This is a genomic window from Caulobacter sp. GW821-FHT10A10, assembly GCF_059415745.1.
Map to the genome: position 1 here is coordinate 40,373 of NZ_JBWKNV010000011.1, position 18,163 is coordinate 58,535.

Genomic DNA, 18,163 nt, shown 5'->3' on the forward strand with positions numbered 1-18,163 from the left:
TACGTTTCCGAACATGTCCGACGCCCGGCCCACCGTCCTCTTTCTCGACGACGATCCCGACATCCTGACCTCCGCCAGCCTGGTGCTCGCGCGGGGCGGTTTCGCCTTCGAGGGACTGGAGACGCCGGCCGCGGCGCACCAGCGCCTGGCCCAGGGCGGGATCGACCTGCTGCTGCTCGACCTCAACTTCCGGCGCGGCGACACCTCGGGCGAGGCGGGCCTGGCCTTCCTCGAAACCGCCCTGGCCGCGACGCCCGAACTGCCCGTCGTCGTGGTCACCGGCCATTCGGGCATGGCCATCGCCATCCAGGCCATGCGCCTGGGCGCCCAGGACTTCGTGGTCAAGCCGTGGAACAACGACCGCTTCCTGGGCTCGATCCAGGCGGCGCTGGAGGCCCCGCGCCGCGTGCCCGCCGGCCTGCCGCCCAAGGACCTCAACCTCGAACGCTCCGAGCGCACCCTGGTGCAGGCCGCCCTCACCCGCCACGGCTTCAACGTCTCCCAGGCGGCCAAGGACCTGGGCATCACCCGGGCGGCGCTCTATCGGCGGATGGAAAAGCATGGGCTTTAGGCCGCTCGCCCTGCTGCTGACTGTCCAGGCCGCGCTGTTCGCGGTCGGCGCCCTGGCGTGGCTGGCCTTCACCCACGGGCTCTACGCCAACGCCCTGCTCTGCGTGCTGGTCGCCGCCGGCCTGGCCACCGCCCTTTCCCAGCGCCTGCTGTCGGGCCGCCCGCTGGCCGCCCGCGCCGCCCTGCCGGGCGAGGCCTTCGCCACCGACCTCAGCCGACGCCGGCTGCAGCTGCTGCTCGACCAGGTCCCCTCGCCGATCCTGCTGCGCGGACAGGACGACCAGGTCCTGGCCGTCAACCGCGCCGCCCGCCGCCTGTTCGACACGCCCTACGCCCTGCCCTCGGCCGCCCGCCGCGCCCTGACCGACGGCCAGCCCCTGGCCGATCTGGCCACCCCCGTCCGCTGGCGCGACGCCGCCTACGCCGTCAGCCGCGCCGAACTGATCGAGAACGGCCAGCCCGCCGACCTGGTGGTGCTGACCGACATCTCCGCCGACGTCCGCGCCGCCGAGGCCGCCGCCCTGCGCGACCTGCTGCGGGTGCTGAACCACGAACTGATGAACGCCCTCACCCCCGTCGCCTCAATGAGCCGCAGCGCTCTGGATCTCCTGCGCGACGGCGGCGACGACGCGACCGCCACGGCGATCAAGGCCCTGGAGCGGGTGGTGGCCCGCACCGCCGGCCTTCAGGACTTCATCAACGCCTACCGCACCATGACCCGCCTGCCGCCGCCGGTGCGCACCCTGGCCGACCTGCCCGCCTGGTTCGACGTCGCCTGCGAAAGCTTCGAGGCCCAGTGGCGCGACAAGGGCGTGGCGCTGGAGCGCGCGATCCCGCCGGACATCGAGGTCCGCATCGACGAGGACCAGATGTGGCTGGCGGTCGGCAACCTGCTCAACAACGCCGCCCAGGCCGCGCTGGAGCACCCCTCGCCGTGCGTGCGCCTATCGGCCGAGCGCATCGGCGAAGCCCTGCACATCACCGTCGAAGATTCCGGCCCTGGCGTCGCGCCCGACCAGGCCGACCAGGTGTTCCTGCCGTTCTACACCACCAAGGCCACGGGCTCGGGCGTCGGCCTCAGCCTGGCCCGCCAGATCGTCCAGGCCCACGGCGGAACCCTGGCCCTGACGCCGCCCGAGCCCGGCGATCCGGACGCCCTGGGCGGCGCGCGGCTGCGCCTGACGCTGGCTTTCTGAACGTCGAAAGAGGTTCCGCTCGGGAAGCTGACATCATCGTGTCTTGGTCGAGAGCCCGCTCGCCTGCAATCTCAGGATAAGGAACGGGAGGACTTTGCCATGACCGAACGCGTCTTTCGACAGGGCGACATGATCCTGCGCACCGGCGCCGGCCTGCCCCACCTGGGCGTCTTCACCGGCCAGGTCTACGAGGTCGAGGATTTCGAGCGCCATCATTCCGAGGGCCTGACCGTGCGCGGCGTGCTCGAGTCCCTCGATCCGGCCGGCTTCGTCCACTACGAGCCCGAGGCCTGAGAGGGATTGCTGGAGACTGGTGCCGGCTGAGGGGATTGAACCCCCGACCTTCGGTTTACAAAACCGCTGCTCTACCGCTGAGCTAAGCCGGCGCCTCGACGTCGGCGAACGGCGCGCGTTCGCGAACGGGCGTTCTCCTTAGCCGCAGTCGATGACGCGAGGCAATGGCCGCCGTGGACTGGAATTCACGGCTGAAACCCTCGAAGGACGCTCCAACACCGTCCTTCCCCGCGAAGGCGGGGACCCAAGCCGACCTTCAGAGCCACGGAACGGTCGCGGATCGTCCGCCAACTCAGCTTGGATCCCCGCCTTCGCGGGGAAGCTCGGGGCAGATGGAAGCGCGAGCGTCCAGATGGGCCCTAGAGGAACACCGCCACCGTCTGGCGCGCCGCGATCAACGGGGTCCCGTCCCGGCTCCACAGGGTCATGGCCTGGGCGGAATAGCCCTGCGCGATGGTCTCGGCGCGGCTGGACATCAAGCGCCAGCCGTCATCCTCCGGCGCATTCCCCAGCACATCCATCGACCAGGTCATGGTCGAGATCGGCGCGAACTGGTCGAACACCGACAGCGCCGGCGGCGGCAGGGCGTCGGCCAGGGCCACCATGGCGGCGAGAGACCGCGCGGCCGGATCACGATGGCGGATCCAGACCAGGAAATCGGGCGGTCCACCGCTCAAGGGACGGCCGCCAGCCACATAGCGGAACTCGAACTGGCGGGCGAAGGCCGGACCCGCGCCCTCCGGGATGAAGAGTTCGAGCGTCTCCGGCGCGGGCGCGTCCGGGGCCGGCAGGTCCAGGTGATCGAGCTTGGAGGCCCGCTGCGCCCCAAAGGTCAGAAGGCCCCGCGTGGCCAGGCCGCCCTCGCCGCTCAGGTCGACATTGGCGAACAGCGCCGACTTGCCCTGGCGCAACACCTCGACCCTGGCCGACAGCTCCCCGGCCGCCGGCCCCACGAACGCGAACTGGGCCGAACGCAGCGGCGGCGCGTCCGGCAGGCGGCGCGCGGCCGCCTCCAGGCACAGGGCCGCCGACAGCCCGCCATAGGTGGTGCGCCCCTGCTTCCAGTCGTCGCCGACGCTGGCGACCACCGCCTCGCCATCGATGCGCAGGGCGTCGATCAGTTCGCTGTAGCTGGGCACGGACAAGGCTCTCTTGCGCGCCAGGACGCGGCGCGCGATCGACATAGTCCTAATTCGAAACTGACGTCAATCGGTGACGCTACGACACCGCCTCGGCCCGCGCGCCCTCGCGAAACGCCCGGGGCGAGGCCCCCACGGCCTTGGCGAAGAAGCGTGAGAAATAGGCCGGATCGTCGAAACCCAGGTGATAGGCCGCCTCGGCCACGGTCATGTTGGAATAGAGCAGCGCCCGCTTGGCCTCCAGCAGGATGCGGTCCTGCACCAGCTTCAGCGGCGCCGCGCCGGCCGCCTTGGCGCAGGCCGTCCGCAGGCGGCTGGCCGTGACGCCCAGCAGGTCGGCGTAAGCCTCCAGCGACAGGTGCTCGCGATAGCGGGCCTCGACCAGCTCGCGGAACCGCGCCACCAGCGCCGCGTGGCCGCCGATCGCCGCCGGTCCCTCCCCGGCCCGCGCCGAGACGCTGAGACGCAGCGCCTCGACCAGCACCGTCAGAAGGTGCGCCTCCACCGCCGCCGCATGGCCGGGCGCGGCCCAGACCAGCTCGCGCGCCAGCCCCTCCAGCGCCCCCTCGACCCGCGAGTCCTTGGTCAGGGCCAACGCCGCCGGCGCGCGGAAGAGGCCCGCGAAAGCCGGCTCGCGCATGGAAAGGTCGCGCAGATAGCTGTCGGCGATGGTCAGCACCGAGCCGGCCGTCCCCACGTCGTAGGCGAAGCCGTGCACCACGCCCGACGGCACCACCAGCAGGCACGGCGCCGTGAAGGCGATCCGGCGGTCCTCGGCCATCATCGTCCCGCCGCCGGTGGTCAGGTGAAAGACGTGGTTGAGGTCGCCATGGGCGTGGGCGCGGATGTTCCAGTCGTTGGGCCGCGTGCGATCGTCCAAGGCCTCCAGATGGATGAACTTGCCCTCGGCGGCCTGGGGCGGCTCGCCGAACAGGAAAAAGCTAGGAACGACAGTCTTTTCCATCGTCAGGCCCGGGAGATCCAGAATTTGTGCGCCATGCGAACACCTGTGCGAAATGTCCAAGTTTTGGCGCGCTCTGTCCATCCCAATCCTAGACCGGAGAGCTAGGCTCCTCCCACACAAGACGCCGTGAGGCGCCCCCAGGGAGCGAGACGTAAGGACCCCATGCGCACTCAGGTCGCCATCATCGGCGCGGGCCCCGCTGGCCTCTTTCTCGGCCACCTGCTGAAGCAGGCCGGCGTCGACGCCGTCATCGTCGAGCGCAAGGACCGCCATTACGTCGAAGGCCGCGTCCGCGCCGGCGTTCTCGAACAGATCACCGTCGACCTGATGGAGCGCCTGGGCCTTTCCGCCCGCATGCGCCGCGAAGGCCTGGTCCACGGCGGCACGAACCTGGCCAGCGACGGCGAGGTCTTCCGCATCGACATGGCCGAACTGACCGGCGGCTCGACGGTGATGGTCTACGGCCAGCAGGAGGTGATGAAGGACCTCTTCGACGCCGCCGAGGAGCGCGGCGTCCAGATCGTCTTCGACGCCGACCAGGTCCAGCCGCACGACATCGAGGGCGATCGCCCTTACGTCACCTGGCGCAAGGATGGCGTCGAGCAGCGCCTGGACTGCGACTTCATCGCCGGCTGCGACGGCTATCACGGGGTCAGCCGGGCGGCGATCCCGGAAGGCGTGCTGAAGACCTTCGAGCGGGTCTATCCGTTCGGCTGGCTGGGCATTCTCACCGAAGCCCCGCCCTGCGACCATGAACTGATCTATTCCAACCACGAGCGCGGCTTCGCCCTGGCCTCGATGCGCTCACCGACCCGCAGCCGCTACTACGTGCAGTGCTCGCTGGACGACCGGATCGAGGACTGGTCGGACGAGCGGTTCTGGGACGAGGTCTCGATCCGCCTGGGTCCGGACGCCGCCTCGCGCATCGTCCGCGCCCCCTCGTTCGAAAAATCGATCGCCCCCCTGCGCAGCTTCGTCGCCGAGCCGATGCGCCACGGCCGCCTGTTCCTGGCCGGCGACGCCGCCCACATCGTGCCGCCCACCGGCGCCAAGGGCATGAACCTGGCCGTCTCCGACGTGGTCATGCTGTCCGAAGCCCTGACCGAGTATTTCAACGAGGGCTCCAAGGCCGGGATCGACGGCTATTCGGCCCGGGCGCTGGCCCGCGTCTGGAAGGCCGAGCGGTTCTCCTGGTGGTTCACCAGCCTGACCCACCGCTTCCCCGACCGCGACGGCTTCGACCGCAAGATGCAGGTCGCCGAACTCGCCTACATCAAGGGCTCGCGCGCCGCCCAGGTGACGCTGGCCGAAAACTATGTCGGCCTCCCGCTGGTCTAGGAGGCTCCGGAGACATCATGAAGAGCAAGATCTACGAGAGCGCCGCGGCCGCCCTGGAGGGCGTCACCTTCGACGGCATGACCTTGATGTCCGGGGGCTTTGGCCTGTCGGGCAATCCCGAGACCCTGATCCCGGCCCTGAAGGACACCGGCGTGAAGGGCCTGACCGTGATCAGCAACAACTGCGGCGCCGACGGTTTCGGCCTGTGGATGCTGCTCAACAACGGCCAGATCAAGAAGATGATCTCGTCCTACGTCGGCGAGAACAAGCTGTTCGAACAGCTCTACCTGTCGGGCGAGCTCGAACTGGAACTGAACCCGCAGGGCACCCTGGCCGAGCGCATCCGCGCCGGCGGCGCCGGCATCCCGGCCTTCTACACCAAGACCGGCGTCGGTACGGTGGTGGCCGAGGGCAAGCCGGTCGAGGAGTTCGAGGGCGAGCTTTACGTGCGCGAGCGCTGGCTGCGCGCCGACCTGTCGATCGTCAAGGCGTGGAAGGCCGACCCGGAAGGCAACCTCGTCTTCCGCAAGACCGCCCGCAACTTCAACCCGGTGATGGCCACGGCCGGCAAGGTCACCGTCGTCGAGGTCGAAGAGATCGTCGAGGCCGGCGCCCTGGAGGCCGACGGCATCCACACCCCCGGCATCTATGTCGACCGCATCGTGCTCTCGACCATCAACGAGAAGCGCATCGAGAAGCTCACGACCCGTCCCCGGGAAGTTTCGGGCGAGGAGAACGCGTAATGGCCTGGACCCGCGATGAGATGGCCGCCCGCGCGGCCGCGGAGCTGCAGGACGGCTTCTACGTAAACCTGGGCATCGGCATCCCGACCCTGGTCGCCAACCACATTCCCGAAGGCGTGCACGTCACCCTGCAGAGCGAGAACGGCATGCTCGGCATGGGGCCCTTCCCCTATCCGGACGAGGTCGATCCCGACCTGATCAACGCCGGCAAGCAGACCATCACCCAGCTGCCGACCTCCAGCTTCTTCGACAGCGCCCAGAGCTTCGCCATGATCCGCGGCGGCCATGTGGACCTCACCGTCCTGGGCGCCATGGAAGTGGCCCAGAACGGCGACATCGCCAACTGGACGATCCCGGGCAAGATGGTGAAGGGCATGGGCGGGGCGATGGACCTGGTGGCCGGCGTCAAGCGCGTCATCGTGGTCATGGACCACGCCAACAAGGCCGGCGAGAGCAAGGTGCTGGAGCGCTGCGCCCTGCCCCTGACCGGCCAGGGCTGCGTCGACATGGTCATCACCGACCTCTGCGTCTTCACCCTGGAGCGCGGCGCCGACGGCAAGAAGAGCCTGAAGCTGGTTGAACTGGCTCCAAACGTTCGTTTGGATGAGGTCAAGGCCAAGACCCAGGCCGCCTTCGACCCCGGAGCCTTCCAATGACCGTCGCCTACATCTGTGACGCCATCCGCACCCCGTTCGGCCGCTACGGCGGCAGCCTGTCGAAGGTGCGGGCCGACGATCTGGCGGCCATCCCGCTGAAGGCCTTGATCGCCCGCAATCCCGGTCTCGACTGGTCCGCGGTGGACGAGGTGATCTACGGCTGCGCCAACCAGGCCGGCGAGGACAACCGCAACGTCGCCCGCATGGCCCTGCTGCTGGCGGGCCTGCCGGAAACCGTGCCGGGCGTCACCGTCAACCGCCTGTGCGCCTCGGGCCTGGAAGCGGTCGGCACGGCCGCCCGCGCCATCCTTTCGGGCCAGGCCGACCTCGTCGTCGCCGGCGGCGTCGAGAGCATGAGCCGCGCGCCCTTCGTCATGGGCAAGGCCGACAGCGCCTTCTCGCGCGCCGCCAAGATCGAGGACACCACGATCGGCTGGCGCTTCGTCAATCCGGCGATGCAGAAGGCCTACGGCGTCGACTCCATGCCCGAGACGGCCGAGAACGTCGCCGCCGACTACGGCGTCACCCGCGCCGACCAGGACGCCTTCGCCCTGCGCAGCCAGCAGCGCGCCGCCGCCGCCATCAAGGCCGGCTTCTTCGACGGCGAGATCACCCCGGTCGAGATCCCCGGCAAGGCCGGCCCCACCATCGTCGACCGCGACGAGCACCCGCGCGAGACGACGCTGGAGGCCCTGGCCAAGCTGAAACCCGTCGTCCGTCCGGAGGGCACGGTGACCGCCGGCAACGCCTCGGGCGTCAACGACGGCGCCGCCGCGATCATCCTGGCCTCGGAAGCGGCGGTGAAGCGCCACGGCCTGACCCCGCGCGCCCGCGTGCTGGGCTACGCCACCGCCGGCGTCGCCCCGCGCGTCATGGGCATCGGCCCCGTCCCGGCCACCCAGCGCCTGCTGGCCCGCACCGGCCTCTCCATCGGCGACTTCGATGTGGTCGAGCTGAACGAGGCCTTCGCCGCCCAGGGCCTGGCGGTGCTGCGCGAGCTTGGCCTGCCCGACGACGGCGCCCACGTGAACCCCAATGGCGGCGCCATCGCCCTGGGCCACCCGCTCGGCGCCTCCGGAACGCGCCTGGCCCTGACGGCCCTGCGCCAGCTGGAAGCCACCGGCGGCAAGCGCGCCCTGGCCACCCTCTGCATCGGCGTGGGCCAAGGCGCGGCCCTCGCCATCGAACGTGTCTGACGACCGAAAGACTAGGAGGTCCTCGTGACCCTGATCCTGCCTTATGCGCGGGAAGACGCCGGCCAGCCGCCGTCGTTGGCCCCCGCCTACGCCTCGACCATCGCCCGTTCGCCCCGCCAGCCGCTGGTCAAGATCCCCCACACCCTGACCGAGACCACCGGTCCGGCCGGCCAGTGGGAGAACCTGATGGGCGCGTCCCTGGCCGACCTGACGGCCCAGCACAAGGGCGTGCCGCAGGGCCAGCGCATCGTCGTCTCCGGCCGCGTGCTCGATGAGAACGGCCGCCCCGTGCCCAACACGGTGATGGAGATCTGGCAGGCCAACGCCGCCGGCCGCTACATCCACAAGAAGGACCAGTGGGACGCTCCGCTGGATCCCAACTTCACCGGCGCCGGCCGCGTCGTCACCGACAGCGAAGGCCGCTACCAGTACGTGACCATCCGTCCGGGCGCCTATCCGTGGGGCAACCACCACAACGCCTGGCGGCCCTCGCACATCCACCTGTCGCTGCTGGGCCCGGCCTTCGCCAGCCGCATCGTCACCCAGATGTACTTCCCCGACGATCCGCTGATCGAGATCGACCCGATCGCCAACGCCGTGCCCATGCCCTACCGCGACCGCATGGTCTCGCGCTTCGACATCGAGACCACCAAGCCCAACTGGGCCCTGGGCTATCTATTCGACGTGGTGCTGCGCGGCCGCGACGCCACGCCTACCGAGGACGACCACCATGACGACTGAGCAGGTCAACCCGGCGCCCCGCCACGACAACCAGGACCCGGCCCTGTTCGGCCAGACCCCGTCGCAGACCGTCGGCCCGTTCTTCCACTACGGCCTGCCCTGGAAGGGCGGCGCCGACCTGGTCGGCCAGTCGGAGATGGGCGCGCGTCCGGAGCTGTTCCCCGAGGAGCACTACGTGCTGAACCTGTCGCCGCCGCGCGGCGCGGTCAGCGGCGAGGTCATCACCCTCGAAGGCGTGGTCTATGACGCCGACGGCAAGCCGATCCCGGACGCCATGATCGAGATCTGGCAGGCCAACGCCGCCGGCCGCTACGCCAGCCCCGACGACGATCGCGCCGAGATCCCGCTGGACGAAGGCTTCGTCGGCTTCGGCCGCGCCTCGACCGACGAGACCGGCCTCTATCGCTTCAAGACCGTGCGCCCCGGCGCCGTGCCCGGCCCGGGCAACAGTCTGCAGGCCCCGCACATCGCCGTCGGCGTGTTCGGCCGCGGCCTGATCAAGCGCCTGGTCACCAGGGTGTACTTCGAGGACGCGCCCCAGAACGCCGAGGACCCGATCCTGGCCCTGGTGCCGGCGGAACGCCGCGACACTCTGGTGGCCCGGAAGGTCGGCGACGCCTGGCGCTTCGACATCGTCTTGCAAGGCGAGCGCGAAACCGTCTTCTTCGACGTCTAGCCGCCTAGGAGACGCCATTGCCTTCCCTGATCCGCGATCGCGCGGCCTCGACGCCCGCCATGCTGGCGATCTTCGGCGACGAGGCCCTGCTGCGCGCGGCCCTGCGCTTCGAGGCGGGCCTGGCCCGGGCGCAGGCGGACGTCGGGTTGATCGATGCGAACGCGGCGGACTGCATCGCCGCCGCCTGCGCCGATCTACCCGACGTCGAGCTTCTGGCTGAAGCGGCCGCCCACGCCGGCACCCTGGCCATCCCCCTGGTCAAGGACCTGCGCGGCCGCATCGCCGATCCGGCGATCGCCGCCCTGGTGCACAAGGGCGCCACCAGCCAGGACCTGGCCGACACTGCCCTCGTCCTCCAGGCCAAGGCCGGAACGGCGCTGATCGTGGACGAGGCCCGCCGCCTCGCCGCCGGTCTCGCCGCCCTGACCAAGGCGCACGCCGCCACGCCGATGATCGGCCGCACCCTGCTGCAGGCGGCCCTGCCGATCACCTTCGGCCTGAAGACCTCGCAATGGCTGCTGGGCGTCGACGCGGCCCTGGCCCGCTTCGAGACCGAGGCCGCGAGCGCCCTGCAGGTCCAGCTCGGCGGCGCCACCGGTTCGCTGGCCGGCATGGACGGCAAGGCCCTGGCCGTCTCCGATCGCCTCGCCGAGATCCTCGACCTCGCCCCCGCCGTCGCCCCCTGGCACGCCCGCCGCGAAGCGATCGCAGCCCTGGCTTCGGCCCTGGCCATCCTGGTCGGCGCCGTCGGCAAGATCGCCCGGGATCTCTCCCTGATGGCCCAGGGCGAGGTGGCCGAGGCCTTCGAGCCGCGCGTCGAAGGGCGCGGCGGCTCCTCGGCCATGGCCCACAAGCGCAACCCCACCGCCTGCCAGACGGCCCTGACCGCCGCCATCCGCGCCCCGCACCTGGCCGCCACCCTGGTCTCCGCCCTGCCCCAGCCGCACGAGCGCGACCTGGGCGGCTGGCAGGCCGAGGGCCCGGTGATCGCCGAGCTCTTCCAACTGGCCCACGGGGCTCTCTCCGTCATGGCCCCGGTAATCGAGGGCCTGGAAGTCCACACCGATCGCATGGCCGCCAACCTCGCCGCCGCCGGCGTTGGGACCGACACCGGCGAGAGCGAAGGCATCGCCCAGCGCGCGCTCGCCCACTACGAAAAGGACCGCTGATGGCCTTCGCCCAAGCCGCCGACGGCGCCCGCCTCTATTTCCGTCTCGACGGCGGCGCCGACAAACCCGTGCTGGTGCTGCTGAACTCGATCGGCTGCGACATCGGCCTCTACGACGCCGCCGCGCCGCTGCTGCTGGCCGACTTTCGCCTGCTGCGCCTCGACACCCGCGGCCACGGCGCCTCCGACGCCCCGGCCGGCGACTACAGCCTGGACCTGCTGGCGAGCGACGTTCTGGCGGCGATGGACGCGGCCGGCATCGAGAAAGCCGCCGTCGTCGGCACCTCGCTGGGCGGCATGATCGCCATGGAGCTGGCCCTGAAGGCGCCCGAGCGCCTCACGGGCCTCGTCCTGGCCTGCACCTCAGCCGCCATGGACGCCGCCGCCTGGCAGACCCGTATCGACACCGTCCGTAGCCAGGGCCTCGCCGCCATCGCCGAGATGGCCTTGGGCCGCTTCTTCTCGGAAGACTTCCGCAGCCTGCATCCCGAACAGGTCGAGACCGTCCGCGCGGGCCTGCTGGCGACCAGCGCCGAGGGCTACGCCGCCTGCGGCGCCGCCATCCGCGACATGGACCTGCTGGAGCGGATTTCCGCCATCACCGTCCCCACCCTGGTGATCGGCGGGACCAAGGACGTCTCCACCCCCTTCGAAGGCCACGGCGATCGCATCGCCGCCGCCATCCCCGACGCGGCGACCGCCCTGATCGACGCCGCCCACCTGCCCTCGATCGAGGCCCCGGCCGCCTTCGCCGGCGCCGTCCGGGCCTTCCTCGGCGCCGATCCGACCGAGCGCGCCGCCAAGGACACGCTGTTCGCGGCCGGCCTAAAGAACCGCCGCAAGGTGCTGGGCGACGCCTGGGTCGACAAGTCCCTGGCCAAGCGCACGGCCTTCACCGCCGACTACCAGGCGATGATCACCCGCTACGCCTGGAACGAGATCTGGGGCCGCCCGGGCCTCGACCACAAGACCCGCCGCCTGCTGGTGCTGGCCATCTGCGCCTCCCTGGCCCGCTGGGAAGAATTCCGCCTCCACGTCCGCGCCGGCCTGGAGCAAGGCGGCTTCACCCAGGACGAGCTGAAGGAAGTGCTCATGCAGACGGCGATCTACGCGGGGGTTCCGGCGGCGAATACGGCGTTCACCGAAGCGGCCAGCGTGATCGCGGAACTGGGGCTGTAGGCTTCGCCCGATCCAACAGGAACCTCCCCCTGTGGGGGAGGTGATCGCGAAGCGATCGGTGGGGGGTGTGACTGCTGAACTTCCACCACAGCGGAAGCTGAAAACGTCCCCCCACCGGCCTTCGGCCGCCTCCCCCACAGGGGGAGGTTTCTTGGCGAACGGCTTTCGCCTTACGTTTTCGGCGTCGCCGCCGCGCGGAACCTGTCCTTCATCTTCGCGACCCAGCCGTTGAACACCTCGTTCTCCGCCGTCACCCGGCCGAAGTCGGCGCTGGAACCCACGCTGTCCACACCCGCCAGCGCCACGCGCAGGCCTTCCGGATTGCGGGCCGTGCCGATCAGGTTGGTGTAGCGCGTGCGCAGGCGCCCCAGCGACGCGTCGTCGTCCGACAGGCTGAAGGCCACGGCCGCGCGCATCAGCTTGGCCTCGTCCGAGGGCGACAGGCCCGCCGGGTTCTTGAAGCGGTCGCCCAGGGCGGCTTCGTACAGCTTGCCGGCCAGCGGCCAGTTGCGCTGCTTCCAGGCGATGTCGCCGCGGATGTCCTGGGCGTCCTTGCCCTTGTCGCCCTCGATCACCTCCAGGGCGTCGTCGTAGCGGCCCAGGGTCATCAGGGCGCGGGCGGTGGCCAGGCGCCGCTCGCTGTTGAGGGCCGGCGGCAGGATCGTGGTGCGGGTGTTGTTGATCGCCGCCAGGGCGTCCTCGGGCTTGCGGTCCATCAGGTAGATCCAGGCCAGGTCCGTCGCCACCTGGGCCTTGGGCACGCCGTTCAGGCGGTTGTCGACCTGGTACTTCAGCAGCTTGGCGGCCTCGTCCAGCAGGTCGACGTCGACCAGCCGGCGCACGAGGTTGCGGACCATCTGGTCGCCGTCGTTCCCGATCGGCGTCAGATCCTGGTAGTCGTAGAACAGGCCCACGGCCTGGATCGGCTGCATGCCGTCGGCCAGGCCGTCGAGGAACAGGGTGCGGAAAGCGCCGTAGAGGTCGTTCTGAAGGGCCACCGCCTGCGGCAGGTCGGGCAGCACCTTGTTGGCCGAGCGCAGCACTTCCAGCGCCTCGCGATAGCGCCCCTGGTCGATATAGAGCTTGCCCAGCGCCCGCACGACGTCCAGCTCGACGCCGTCGCCGCGCCAGCGGAAGCGCAGCTGGTCCAGGGTCTTGGCGGCCTCGGCCGGCGAGATCTGGTTCTTTTCCAGCTTGATGCGGGTGGCGTGCAGGATGGCCGGCGTGGCGATGCGGTCGATCGGCGCCTTGCCGATCGCCTGGAACATCTTCAGCGCCTTGTCCTTGCGCCCTTGCAGCTCGAAGGCCTTGGCCAGCGTCAGGCGCAGGATCAGTTGGTCGACGATCGGCACCTTGGGCAGCTTCAGAGCCTGGTTGACCAGGCGCTCGGCCCCGATCCCGTCGGCGGTGGCCACCGCCGACTCCGCCTGGGCGCCCAAGAAGCGGGCCTGCCAGACGTTCGGGAACAGGTTCATCGCCTGGGCGCCGGCCGCGAACTTGTTGCGGGCGTCCACCCACTGGCCCTGCTTGTAGGCGACATAGCCGCGCCACAGGGCGCTGGACGGATCGTCTGAAAGCACCGGCGAGGAGAAGTCGGCCTCGGCCTCGGCCCAGCGTCCGGACATGGCCTTGGCCGCGCCGCGCAGGCCGCGGAACTCAGCGTCGCCCAGCAGGGTCTGCTGCTTGCGGGCGGCGGCGTTCAGCACGCCGATGGCCTCGAACGACAGCTTGGAGCCGACCAGGAAGCGGGCCAGGGCCATACGGGCGGCGATGTCGCCCTGGCGGTCGGCCGGATCGACGGCGGCGATGGCGGCCTGCAAGGCGTCGTAGCGGGCCATGAAGCCGCCCGAGCCGGTCTTGGGCCAGTTCTCCAGGTCAACGACCGCCGGCATGGCCGCCGGCTGCGGCGCGCCGGTGATCACTTCCTCGCCCGCGCTCGACGCCGAGGCCGGCGACAGCACCAGCCCCTTGGGCCGGCCGATGCGAACGATGTCGCCCTCGGTCAGCACCTGCAGGTCGCTGGCGAAGGCCTCGACCGCCAGCCCCTGGGCCGAAGGCAGGAGAGCCATCTCGACATATTCACGGCGCGACGGCAGGCCCTTGGACGGGGCCAGGGCCGGCACCACGGCCAGGCGATCGCCGACGGCCGGATCATTGACCCACACCGGACGCCCCGCCCCGGCCAGGTTGGCCGACAGGCTGGCGGGTGATGCGGTCTCGTCGCGGGCGACCTTGATCGGATCGGGTTCGGGTTGCAGGCCAGCGCCCAGGGCCACGGTCCAGACGTTCCCCTGCCCTTCGGCATAGACCGGCACGCCGGGCTTGGCGACGATCCGCAGGGCCGAATAGTCGGGGCCGCGGAAGACCTGGATCTTGGTGTGGCTGGGACCGGTCTGCGGCGTGCGGCCCAGCTCCAGGCGCACCGAGGCGTCGAACACCACCCACACCGCCTCGCCGCGCTTGAAGACGGCGGCGGCGGCGGGCGCGGCCCAGGTGGTGACGAACTGGGTCTGGCCGTCGGTCTTGTTGTAGTTCACCGCCACCACGCCGCTGGCGGGGGCGGGATTGGGCCGGCGCGGATCGCGCGGAACCGGGGTCGCGGCCGCCGGCGGCGCGCCCGCTTGCGGCGGCTTGGCGAAGACGTTGACGAAATCGACGCCGTCGGCGCGGCCGACCCGCAGGTCGGCGTCGTCGGTCAGGGTCAGCACCAGTTCCAGCGCCCCGCCGGCGTGGCGGACCTCGACCGTGCGGATCCAGCGCGGCGGCGCGATGCGCAGGGCGGCGATGTTGGGATTGGCGTCGCGGCCGAAGCGCAGGATCGCCTGCTGGCCCTCGCGGCGCATCTTCATCGCCGGAGCGCGGCCGCTCCAGCGAAACTCAAGGCGCGAGAAGTCGGGAGCCTGGGCGGCGCGGACGACGAGGTCGCCCTGTGCAGCCTGGGCGGCGGCGGGACCGGCGGCCTGGACGGCGGGCGCGACGACGCCGGCGATGCAGATCGCCGCGACGCTCGCCCTCAACGCCCCCCGCAGGTTCATAAGCCCCCCTTGGCCTTTCCCTAGCCGGCTTTCTTCGGCGCGCCGGCGCCGGCCAGCGGCGGAGCCGCGGCGGCCTGCTGGCCACCGGCCGCGCCAGCCGGCGCGGCGGCGTTGTCGGCCACGGCGGCCTTGCCCTTGGCGATGGCGTCGCCCGAGAAGCGGGTGGCCAGGCGCTCGGTCAGCACCTTGGCGTCGCCCGGCGCCATGTTGGCCAGGACCATCGCCAGGGTGCGTTCCTTCATCTTGGCGGCGATCGGCAGGCGCACGCTGTCGTCCAGCACCGTCAGGCGCGCGGCGGCGTCCTTGGGCTTCATGGCCGAGAACACGCTGACCATGCGGTCGACCTCGGCGGCCTTCTGCGAGTCCGCCTGCCCCAGCAGGTTCTGGATCTCGCCCTTCATGCCGTTGAGGTTCTTCATCTTGGCGTCGAGCTTGGCCTCGGCGGCGGCCAGCAGCTGCAGCTGCACGTCGATGTCCTGCTCGCGCTGGTCCAGCTGCCCGCGGCGCTGGCCCAGGCTTTGGAGCACGCGCAGTTCGGCCGGCGACAGGCCGGCTTCCTTGGCCAGATCCGTGGCCGACGGGGCGCAGATGCGCGGCGGGGCGGCGGTCGAAGCCTTGGCGGCGGCGTCAGCACCCGCGCCCTCGGCCGAGGCGGCCTCCTCGCCTTCCTTCTTGTCGGCCTTGCCCACGCCTTCGGCGAACGCCTTGGCGCCGCCCAGCAGGTCGGGCATCGACTTGGCGCCGGCCAGGGCGTTGACGGCCAGGACGCCGACGACGGCGACGCCGACGATCGGCAGGATGCGAGGAACGTTCTTCATCGACGGTCTCTGAAAGGCGATCCGGGCCGCGACGAGGGGTCGGGGCCGTCGAACAGGTCATCATCCACCCGCGCCCGTGAACGGGGCGTTTCCCGCGAGGGATTTGAGGACGAATTAAGCGGGGAATTGGAAGGCGTCGCGGGACGCGAGGTCGCAGGGCCGCCGGTGCGGGCGCGGGCTTCGCGCTCCAGCATGGCTTCGAAGTCCTGCGCGCTCAGGCGGCGGCCGCCGGCGGGGCTCGGCGCGGGCGGCGGCTCGGGGGCCTGCGACGCGACGAAATCACGCGGATCGCGGGCCGGCCGCTGGCCCAGGTCTTGGCGGGGTTCACGGGTCTCGATGCGCGGCGCCGAGGCCGCGCGGGTCATGCGGTCGTCCAGCTGGGCGGCCAGGGTCTTGGCCTTCTCGATGCGGTCGGCCAGGTATTCGGAGGCTTCGTCGGTGGCCGCGCGCAGGTCGGCCAGGCCTTGCTCGGCGCGCTGGGCGGCGTTGTCGAGGTCGGCCACGGCCTTGGCGAAACCGTCCTGGGCGTCGCGCAGCGCCTTCAGCTTGCGCTCCAGGCGCCAGCCGAAGACCAGCGCCACCATCAGGAGCACCGCCAGAAAGACCTGCAGGGCGACCGCGACCAGGCTCATTTCAGCTTCTGAACCGCCTTCTTCGCCGCGGGCGTCAGCGGGGCGTCGGCCCGAATGGCGATGGAATGGTTACGACGGCCCATCCGGCCGCGGGTAAGCGGAATCGACCCCGCCCGCAACTCCACCAGACTGTCGGGCGTGGCGTTCAGCATCAACGTGTCGCCGACCTGCAGGTTCAGCACCTTGGAAAGCGGCAGCTGCTGCTCGTCGAGCACCGCGCGCACCTCCATCTGGGTGGTCCAGAGTTCGGTGGCCAAGTGGCCTTCCCAGATGTTGTCGCGGCCGAACTTCTCACCCATGAACTGCTGCAGCAGCATCTTCCGGATGGGTTCCAGCGTGGCGTAGGGCAGCAGCAGCTCGATGCGGCCGCCGCGGTCTTCCATGTCGATGCGCAGCTTCACCAGGATCGCGGCGTTGGCCGGGCGGGCGATGGCGGCGAAGCGCGGGTTGGTCTCCAGGCGGTCCAGGGTGAAGGCCACCGGATGCAGGGGCTCGAAGGCCGCCTTGGCGTCGTTCAGCACCACCTCGACCATCCGCTGCACCAGCACGCGTTCGATGGTCGTGTAGGGACGGCCCTCGATGCGCATGGCCGCGGTGCCGCGACGGCCGCCCAGCAGCACGTCGACGATCGAGTAGATCAGGTTGGAGTCGACCGTCAGCAGGCCGTAGTTGTCGAGTTCCTCGGCCCGGAACACCGCCAGGATGGCCGGCAGCGGGATCGAGTTCAGATAGTCGCCGAAACGGATCGAGCTGATGTTGTCGAGGCTGACCTCGACGTTGTCGGACGTGAAGTTCCGCAGGGACGTCGTCATCAACCGCACCAGGCGGTCGAAGACGATTTCCAGCATCGGCAGGCGCTCGTAGCTGACCAGCGCCGAGTTGATGATCGCGCGGATGCCGGTGCGGTCGTCGGAGCCGTCGCCGGACAGGTCGAAGCCCAGCAGGCTGTCGATCTCGTCCTGGTTCAGGATGCGCTCGGCGCCCATGCCGTCGCCGCCGCCGTCGTCCCAGCCCCCCATGCCGGCCATGCCGCCGCTGAAGTCGCCGAAGCTGTTCATCTCGCCGCCGCCAGCGGCGTCGAAGGTCCCCGGAGGGTTCTCCGCGGCCCACTGGGCCATTGCGGCCTGATCGTCGATCTCGTCTGCCATGATGGTTCGCTTCAGCCAGTCCGGGGACTAGTTGATCAGCATCTCCTCGATCAGGACGGCGTTCACTTTCGAAGGGGCGGCCACCAGGTTCACCCGGCGCAGCAGCTCCGAGCGCAGCTGGTAGCTGCCCTGGCTGCCGGCGAGGTCCTCGGGACGCAGCTCGCGCAGGAAGGTCTGGAACATGTCGGTCAGGCGCGGCAGGTTCGGCGTCAGCTCGTCGGCCGTTTCCTGGTCGGGCAGTTCGAAGGTCAGCTTCAGCTTCAGGAAGGTCGACTTGCCGTCGGCCGACTGCATGTTCACCACGATGTCGGGCAGGGTGTAGAACACCACGCCGTCGGGGCCTTCCTTGATGACCGGCGCGCCGGCGCCGCCGTCGGCCTTGGCGCCCTCGCCGCCCTCGCCGTGGCCGCCTTCCTTCTTCTCTTCCTTTTTCTTTTCCTTCTTCTCGCCATGCTCGCCGGCCGCGGCTTCGCCCTCGGCGGCCGGCTTCGGCTTCATCAGCAGGAAGGCCGTGGTCCCGCCGCCGATCAGCAGCACGAGCGCGCCGGCGGCCCCGGCGATCAGGATGATCGGCGGCTTCTTCTTGGCGGAAGCTTCACCCTCGACGGCGCCCTCTTCGCCTTCCGGGGCGGGAGCTTCCTTGGGCGGTTTCTTGGCCACGCGCGAGTTC

Annotated in this window: 18 protein-coding genes and 1 tRNA gene; 11 read left to right on the forward strand and 8 right to left on the reverse strand. The window is 70.5% G+C overall.

Annotation, left to right across the window (positions count from 1 at the left end):
• The first annotated feature begins 13 nt into the window (after positions 1 to 13).
• The 3 genes from AC07NS_RS24265 to AC07NS_RS24275 all read left to right on the forward strand — a co-directional run bounded on the left by AC07NS_RS24265 (position 14) and on the right by AC07NS_RS24275 (position 2,060).
• Entirely contained in the window at positions 14 to 571 is a 558-nt protein-coding gene (locus AC07NS_RS24265; protein WP_494607477.1) for a response regulator, read from the forward strand.
• Positions 561 to 1,766 carry a sensor histidine kinase gene (locus tag AC07NS_RS24270; RefSeq protein WP_494607479.1) on the forward strand — a complete coding sequence of 402 codons (1,206 nt, stop codon included), beginning with the start codon at positions 561 to 563 and terminating at the stop codon, positions 1,764 to 1,766. The genes AC07NS_RS24265 and AC07NS_RS24270 overlap by 11 nt, the downstream gene beginning before the upstream one ends.
• 99 nt (positions 1,767 to 1,865) lie before the next feature.
• Positions 1,866 to 2,060 carry a hypothetical protein gene (locus tag AC07NS_RS24275; protein ID WP_110120652.1) on the forward strand — a complete coding sequence of 65 codons (195 nt, stop codon included), beginning with the start codon at positions 1,866 to 1,868 and terminating at the stop codon, positions 2,058 to 2,060.
• Positions 2,061 to 2,077: 17 nt separating this feature from the next.
• On the opposite strand, the gene AC07NS_RS24280 is transcribed toward AC07NS_RS24275, so the two are convergent.
• The 3 genes from AC07NS_RS24280 to AC07NS_RS24290 form a co-directional block, all read right to left on the reverse strand.
• Positions 2,078 to 2,152, reverse strand: a tRNA-Thr gene (locus tag AC07NS_RS24280).
• A gap of 267 nt (positions 2,153 to 2,419) precedes the next feature.
• Positions 2,420 to 3,199 carry an acyl-CoA thioesterase gene (locus AC07NS_RS24285; protein ID WP_494607481.1) on the reverse strand — a complete coding sequence of 260 codons (780 nt, stop codon included), beginning with the start codon at positions 3,197 to 3,199 and terminating at the stop codon, positions 2,420 to 2,422.
• 79 nt (positions 3,200 to 3,278) lie between these two features.
• Positions 3,279 to 4,163, reverse strand: a complete 885-nt coding sequence (locus AC07NS_RS24290) for a helix-turn-helix domain-containing protein (RefSeq protein ID WP_494607483.1) — start codon at positions 4,161 to 4,163, stop codon at positions 3,279 to 3,281.
• 162 nt (positions 4,164 to 4,325) lie between these two features.
• On the opposite strand from AC07NS_RS24290, the gene pobA reads away from it, so the two are divergent.
• Genes pobA through pcaDC form a run of 8 tightly spaced genes read left to right on the forward strand, consistent with a single transcriptional unit; the run spans position 4,326 to position 11,860 of the window.
• Positions 4,326 to 5,501, forward strand: coding sequence for a 4-hydroxybenzoate 3-monooxygenase (gene pobA, locus AC07NS_RS24295; RefSeq protein WP_494607485.1), 1,176 nt, complete (start codon positions 4,326 to 4,328; stop codon positions 5,499 to 5,501).
• Between the two features lie 17 nt (positions 5,502 to 5,518).
• On the forward strand, positions 5,519 to 6,244 hold the full coding sequence (locus AC07NS_RS24300; RefSeq protein ID WP_494607487.1) for a CoA transferase subunit A: 726 nt from the start codon (positions 5,519 to 5,521) through the stop codon (positions 6,242 to 6,244).
• Positions 6,244 to 6,900, forward strand: a complete 657-nt coding sequence (locus AC07NS_RS24305) for a CoA transferase subunit B (protein ID WP_494607488.1) — start codon at positions 6,244 to 6,246, stop codon at positions 6,898 to 6,900. The genes AC07NS_RS24300 and AC07NS_RS24305 overlap by 1 nt, the downstream gene beginning before the upstream one ends.
• Positions 6,897 to 8,096, forward strand: coding sequence for a 3-oxoadipyl-CoA thiolase (pcaF, locus tag AC07NS_RS24310; protein ID WP_494607490.1), 1,200 nt, complete (start codon positions 6,897 to 6,899; stop codon positions 8,094 to 8,096). Before AC07NS_RS24305 ends, pcaF begins: the two co-directional genes overlap by 4 nt.
• A gap of 30 nt (positions 8,097 to 8,126) precedes the next feature.
• The gene (pcaH, locus tag AC07NS_RS24315; RefSeq protein WP_494607608.1) at positions 8,127 to 8,837 is read left to right on the forward strand and encodes a protocatechuate 3,4-dioxygenase subunit beta; all 711 of its coding nucleotides are present in this window, start codon (positions 8,127 to 8,129) and stop codon (positions 8,835 to 8,837) included.
• Positions 8,827 to 9,513 carry a protocatechuate 3,4-dioxygenase subunit alpha gene (gene pcaG, locus AC07NS_RS24320; RefSeq protein WP_494607492.1) on the forward strand — a complete coding sequence of 229 codons (687 nt, stop codon included), beginning with the start codon at positions 8,827 to 8,829 and terminating at the stop codon, positions 9,511 to 9,513. The genes pcaH and pcaG overlap by 11 nt, the downstream gene beginning before the upstream one ends.
• 17 nt (positions 9,514 to 9,530) lie before the next feature.
• Complete coding sequence (pcaB, locus tag AC07NS_RS24325) at positions 9,531 to 10,682, forward strand: 3-carboxy-cis,cis-muconate cycloisomerase (RefSeq protein ID WP_494607494.1); 1,152 nt, start codon at positions 9,531 to 9,533, stop codon at positions 10,680 to 10,682.
• Positions 10,682 to 11,860: a bifunctional 3-oxoadipate enol-lactonase/4-carboxymuconolactone decarboxylase PcaDC gene (gene pcaDC / locus AC07NS_RS24330; protein WP_494607495.1), complete on the forward strand. Its 1,179-nt coding sequence runs from the start codon at positions 10,682 to 10,684 to the stop codon at positions 11,858 to 11,860. Before pcaB ends, pcaDC begins: the two co-directional genes overlap by 1 nt.
• A gap of 170 nt (positions 11,861 to 12,030) precedes the next feature.
• On the opposite strand, the gene AC07NS_RS24335 is transcribed toward pcaDC, so the two are convergent.
• Genes AC07NS_RS24335 through fliL form a run of 5 tightly spaced genes read right to left on the reverse strand, consistent with a single transcriptional unit; the run spans position 12,031 to position 18,153 of the window.
• Positions 12,031 to 14,895 carry an endoglucanase gene (locus AC07NS_RS24335; protein ID WP_494607497.1) on the reverse strand — a complete coding sequence of 955 codons (2,865 nt, stop codon included), beginning with the start codon at positions 14,893 to 14,895 and terminating at the stop codon, positions 12,031 to 12,033.
• Positions 14,896 to 14,915: 20 nt separating this feature from the next.
• Positions 14,916 to 15,713, reverse strand: coding sequence for a MotE family protein (locus tag AC07NS_RS24340; protein ID WP_494607499.1), 798 nt, complete (start codon positions 15,711 to 15,713; stop codon positions 14,916 to 14,918).
• Positions 15,710 to 16,345, reverse strand: a complete 636-nt coding sequence (locus AC07NS_RS24345; protein ID WP_494607501.1) for a DUF6468 domain-containing protein — start codon at positions 16,343 to 16,345, stop codon at positions 15,710 to 15,712. The genes AC07NS_RS24340 and AC07NS_RS24345 overlap by 4 nt, the downstream gene beginning before the upstream one ends.
• Positions 16,342 to 17,493, reverse strand: a complete 1,152-nt coding sequence (fliM, locus tag AC07NS_RS24350; RefSeq protein ID WP_110120640.1) for a flagellar motor switch protein FliM — start codon at positions 17,491 to 17,493, stop codon at positions 16,342 to 16,344. Before fliM ends, AC07NS_RS24345 begins: the two co-directional genes overlap by 4 nt.
• Positions 17,494 to 17,520: 27 nt before the next feature.
• On the reverse strand, positions 17,521 to 18,153 hold the full coding sequence (gene fliL / locus AC07NS_RS24355; protein WP_110120639.1) for a flagellar basal body-associated protein FliL: 633 nt from the start codon (positions 18,151 to 18,153) through the stop codon (positions 17,521 to 17,523).
• Positions 18,154 to 18,163: the final 10 nt, after the last annotated feature.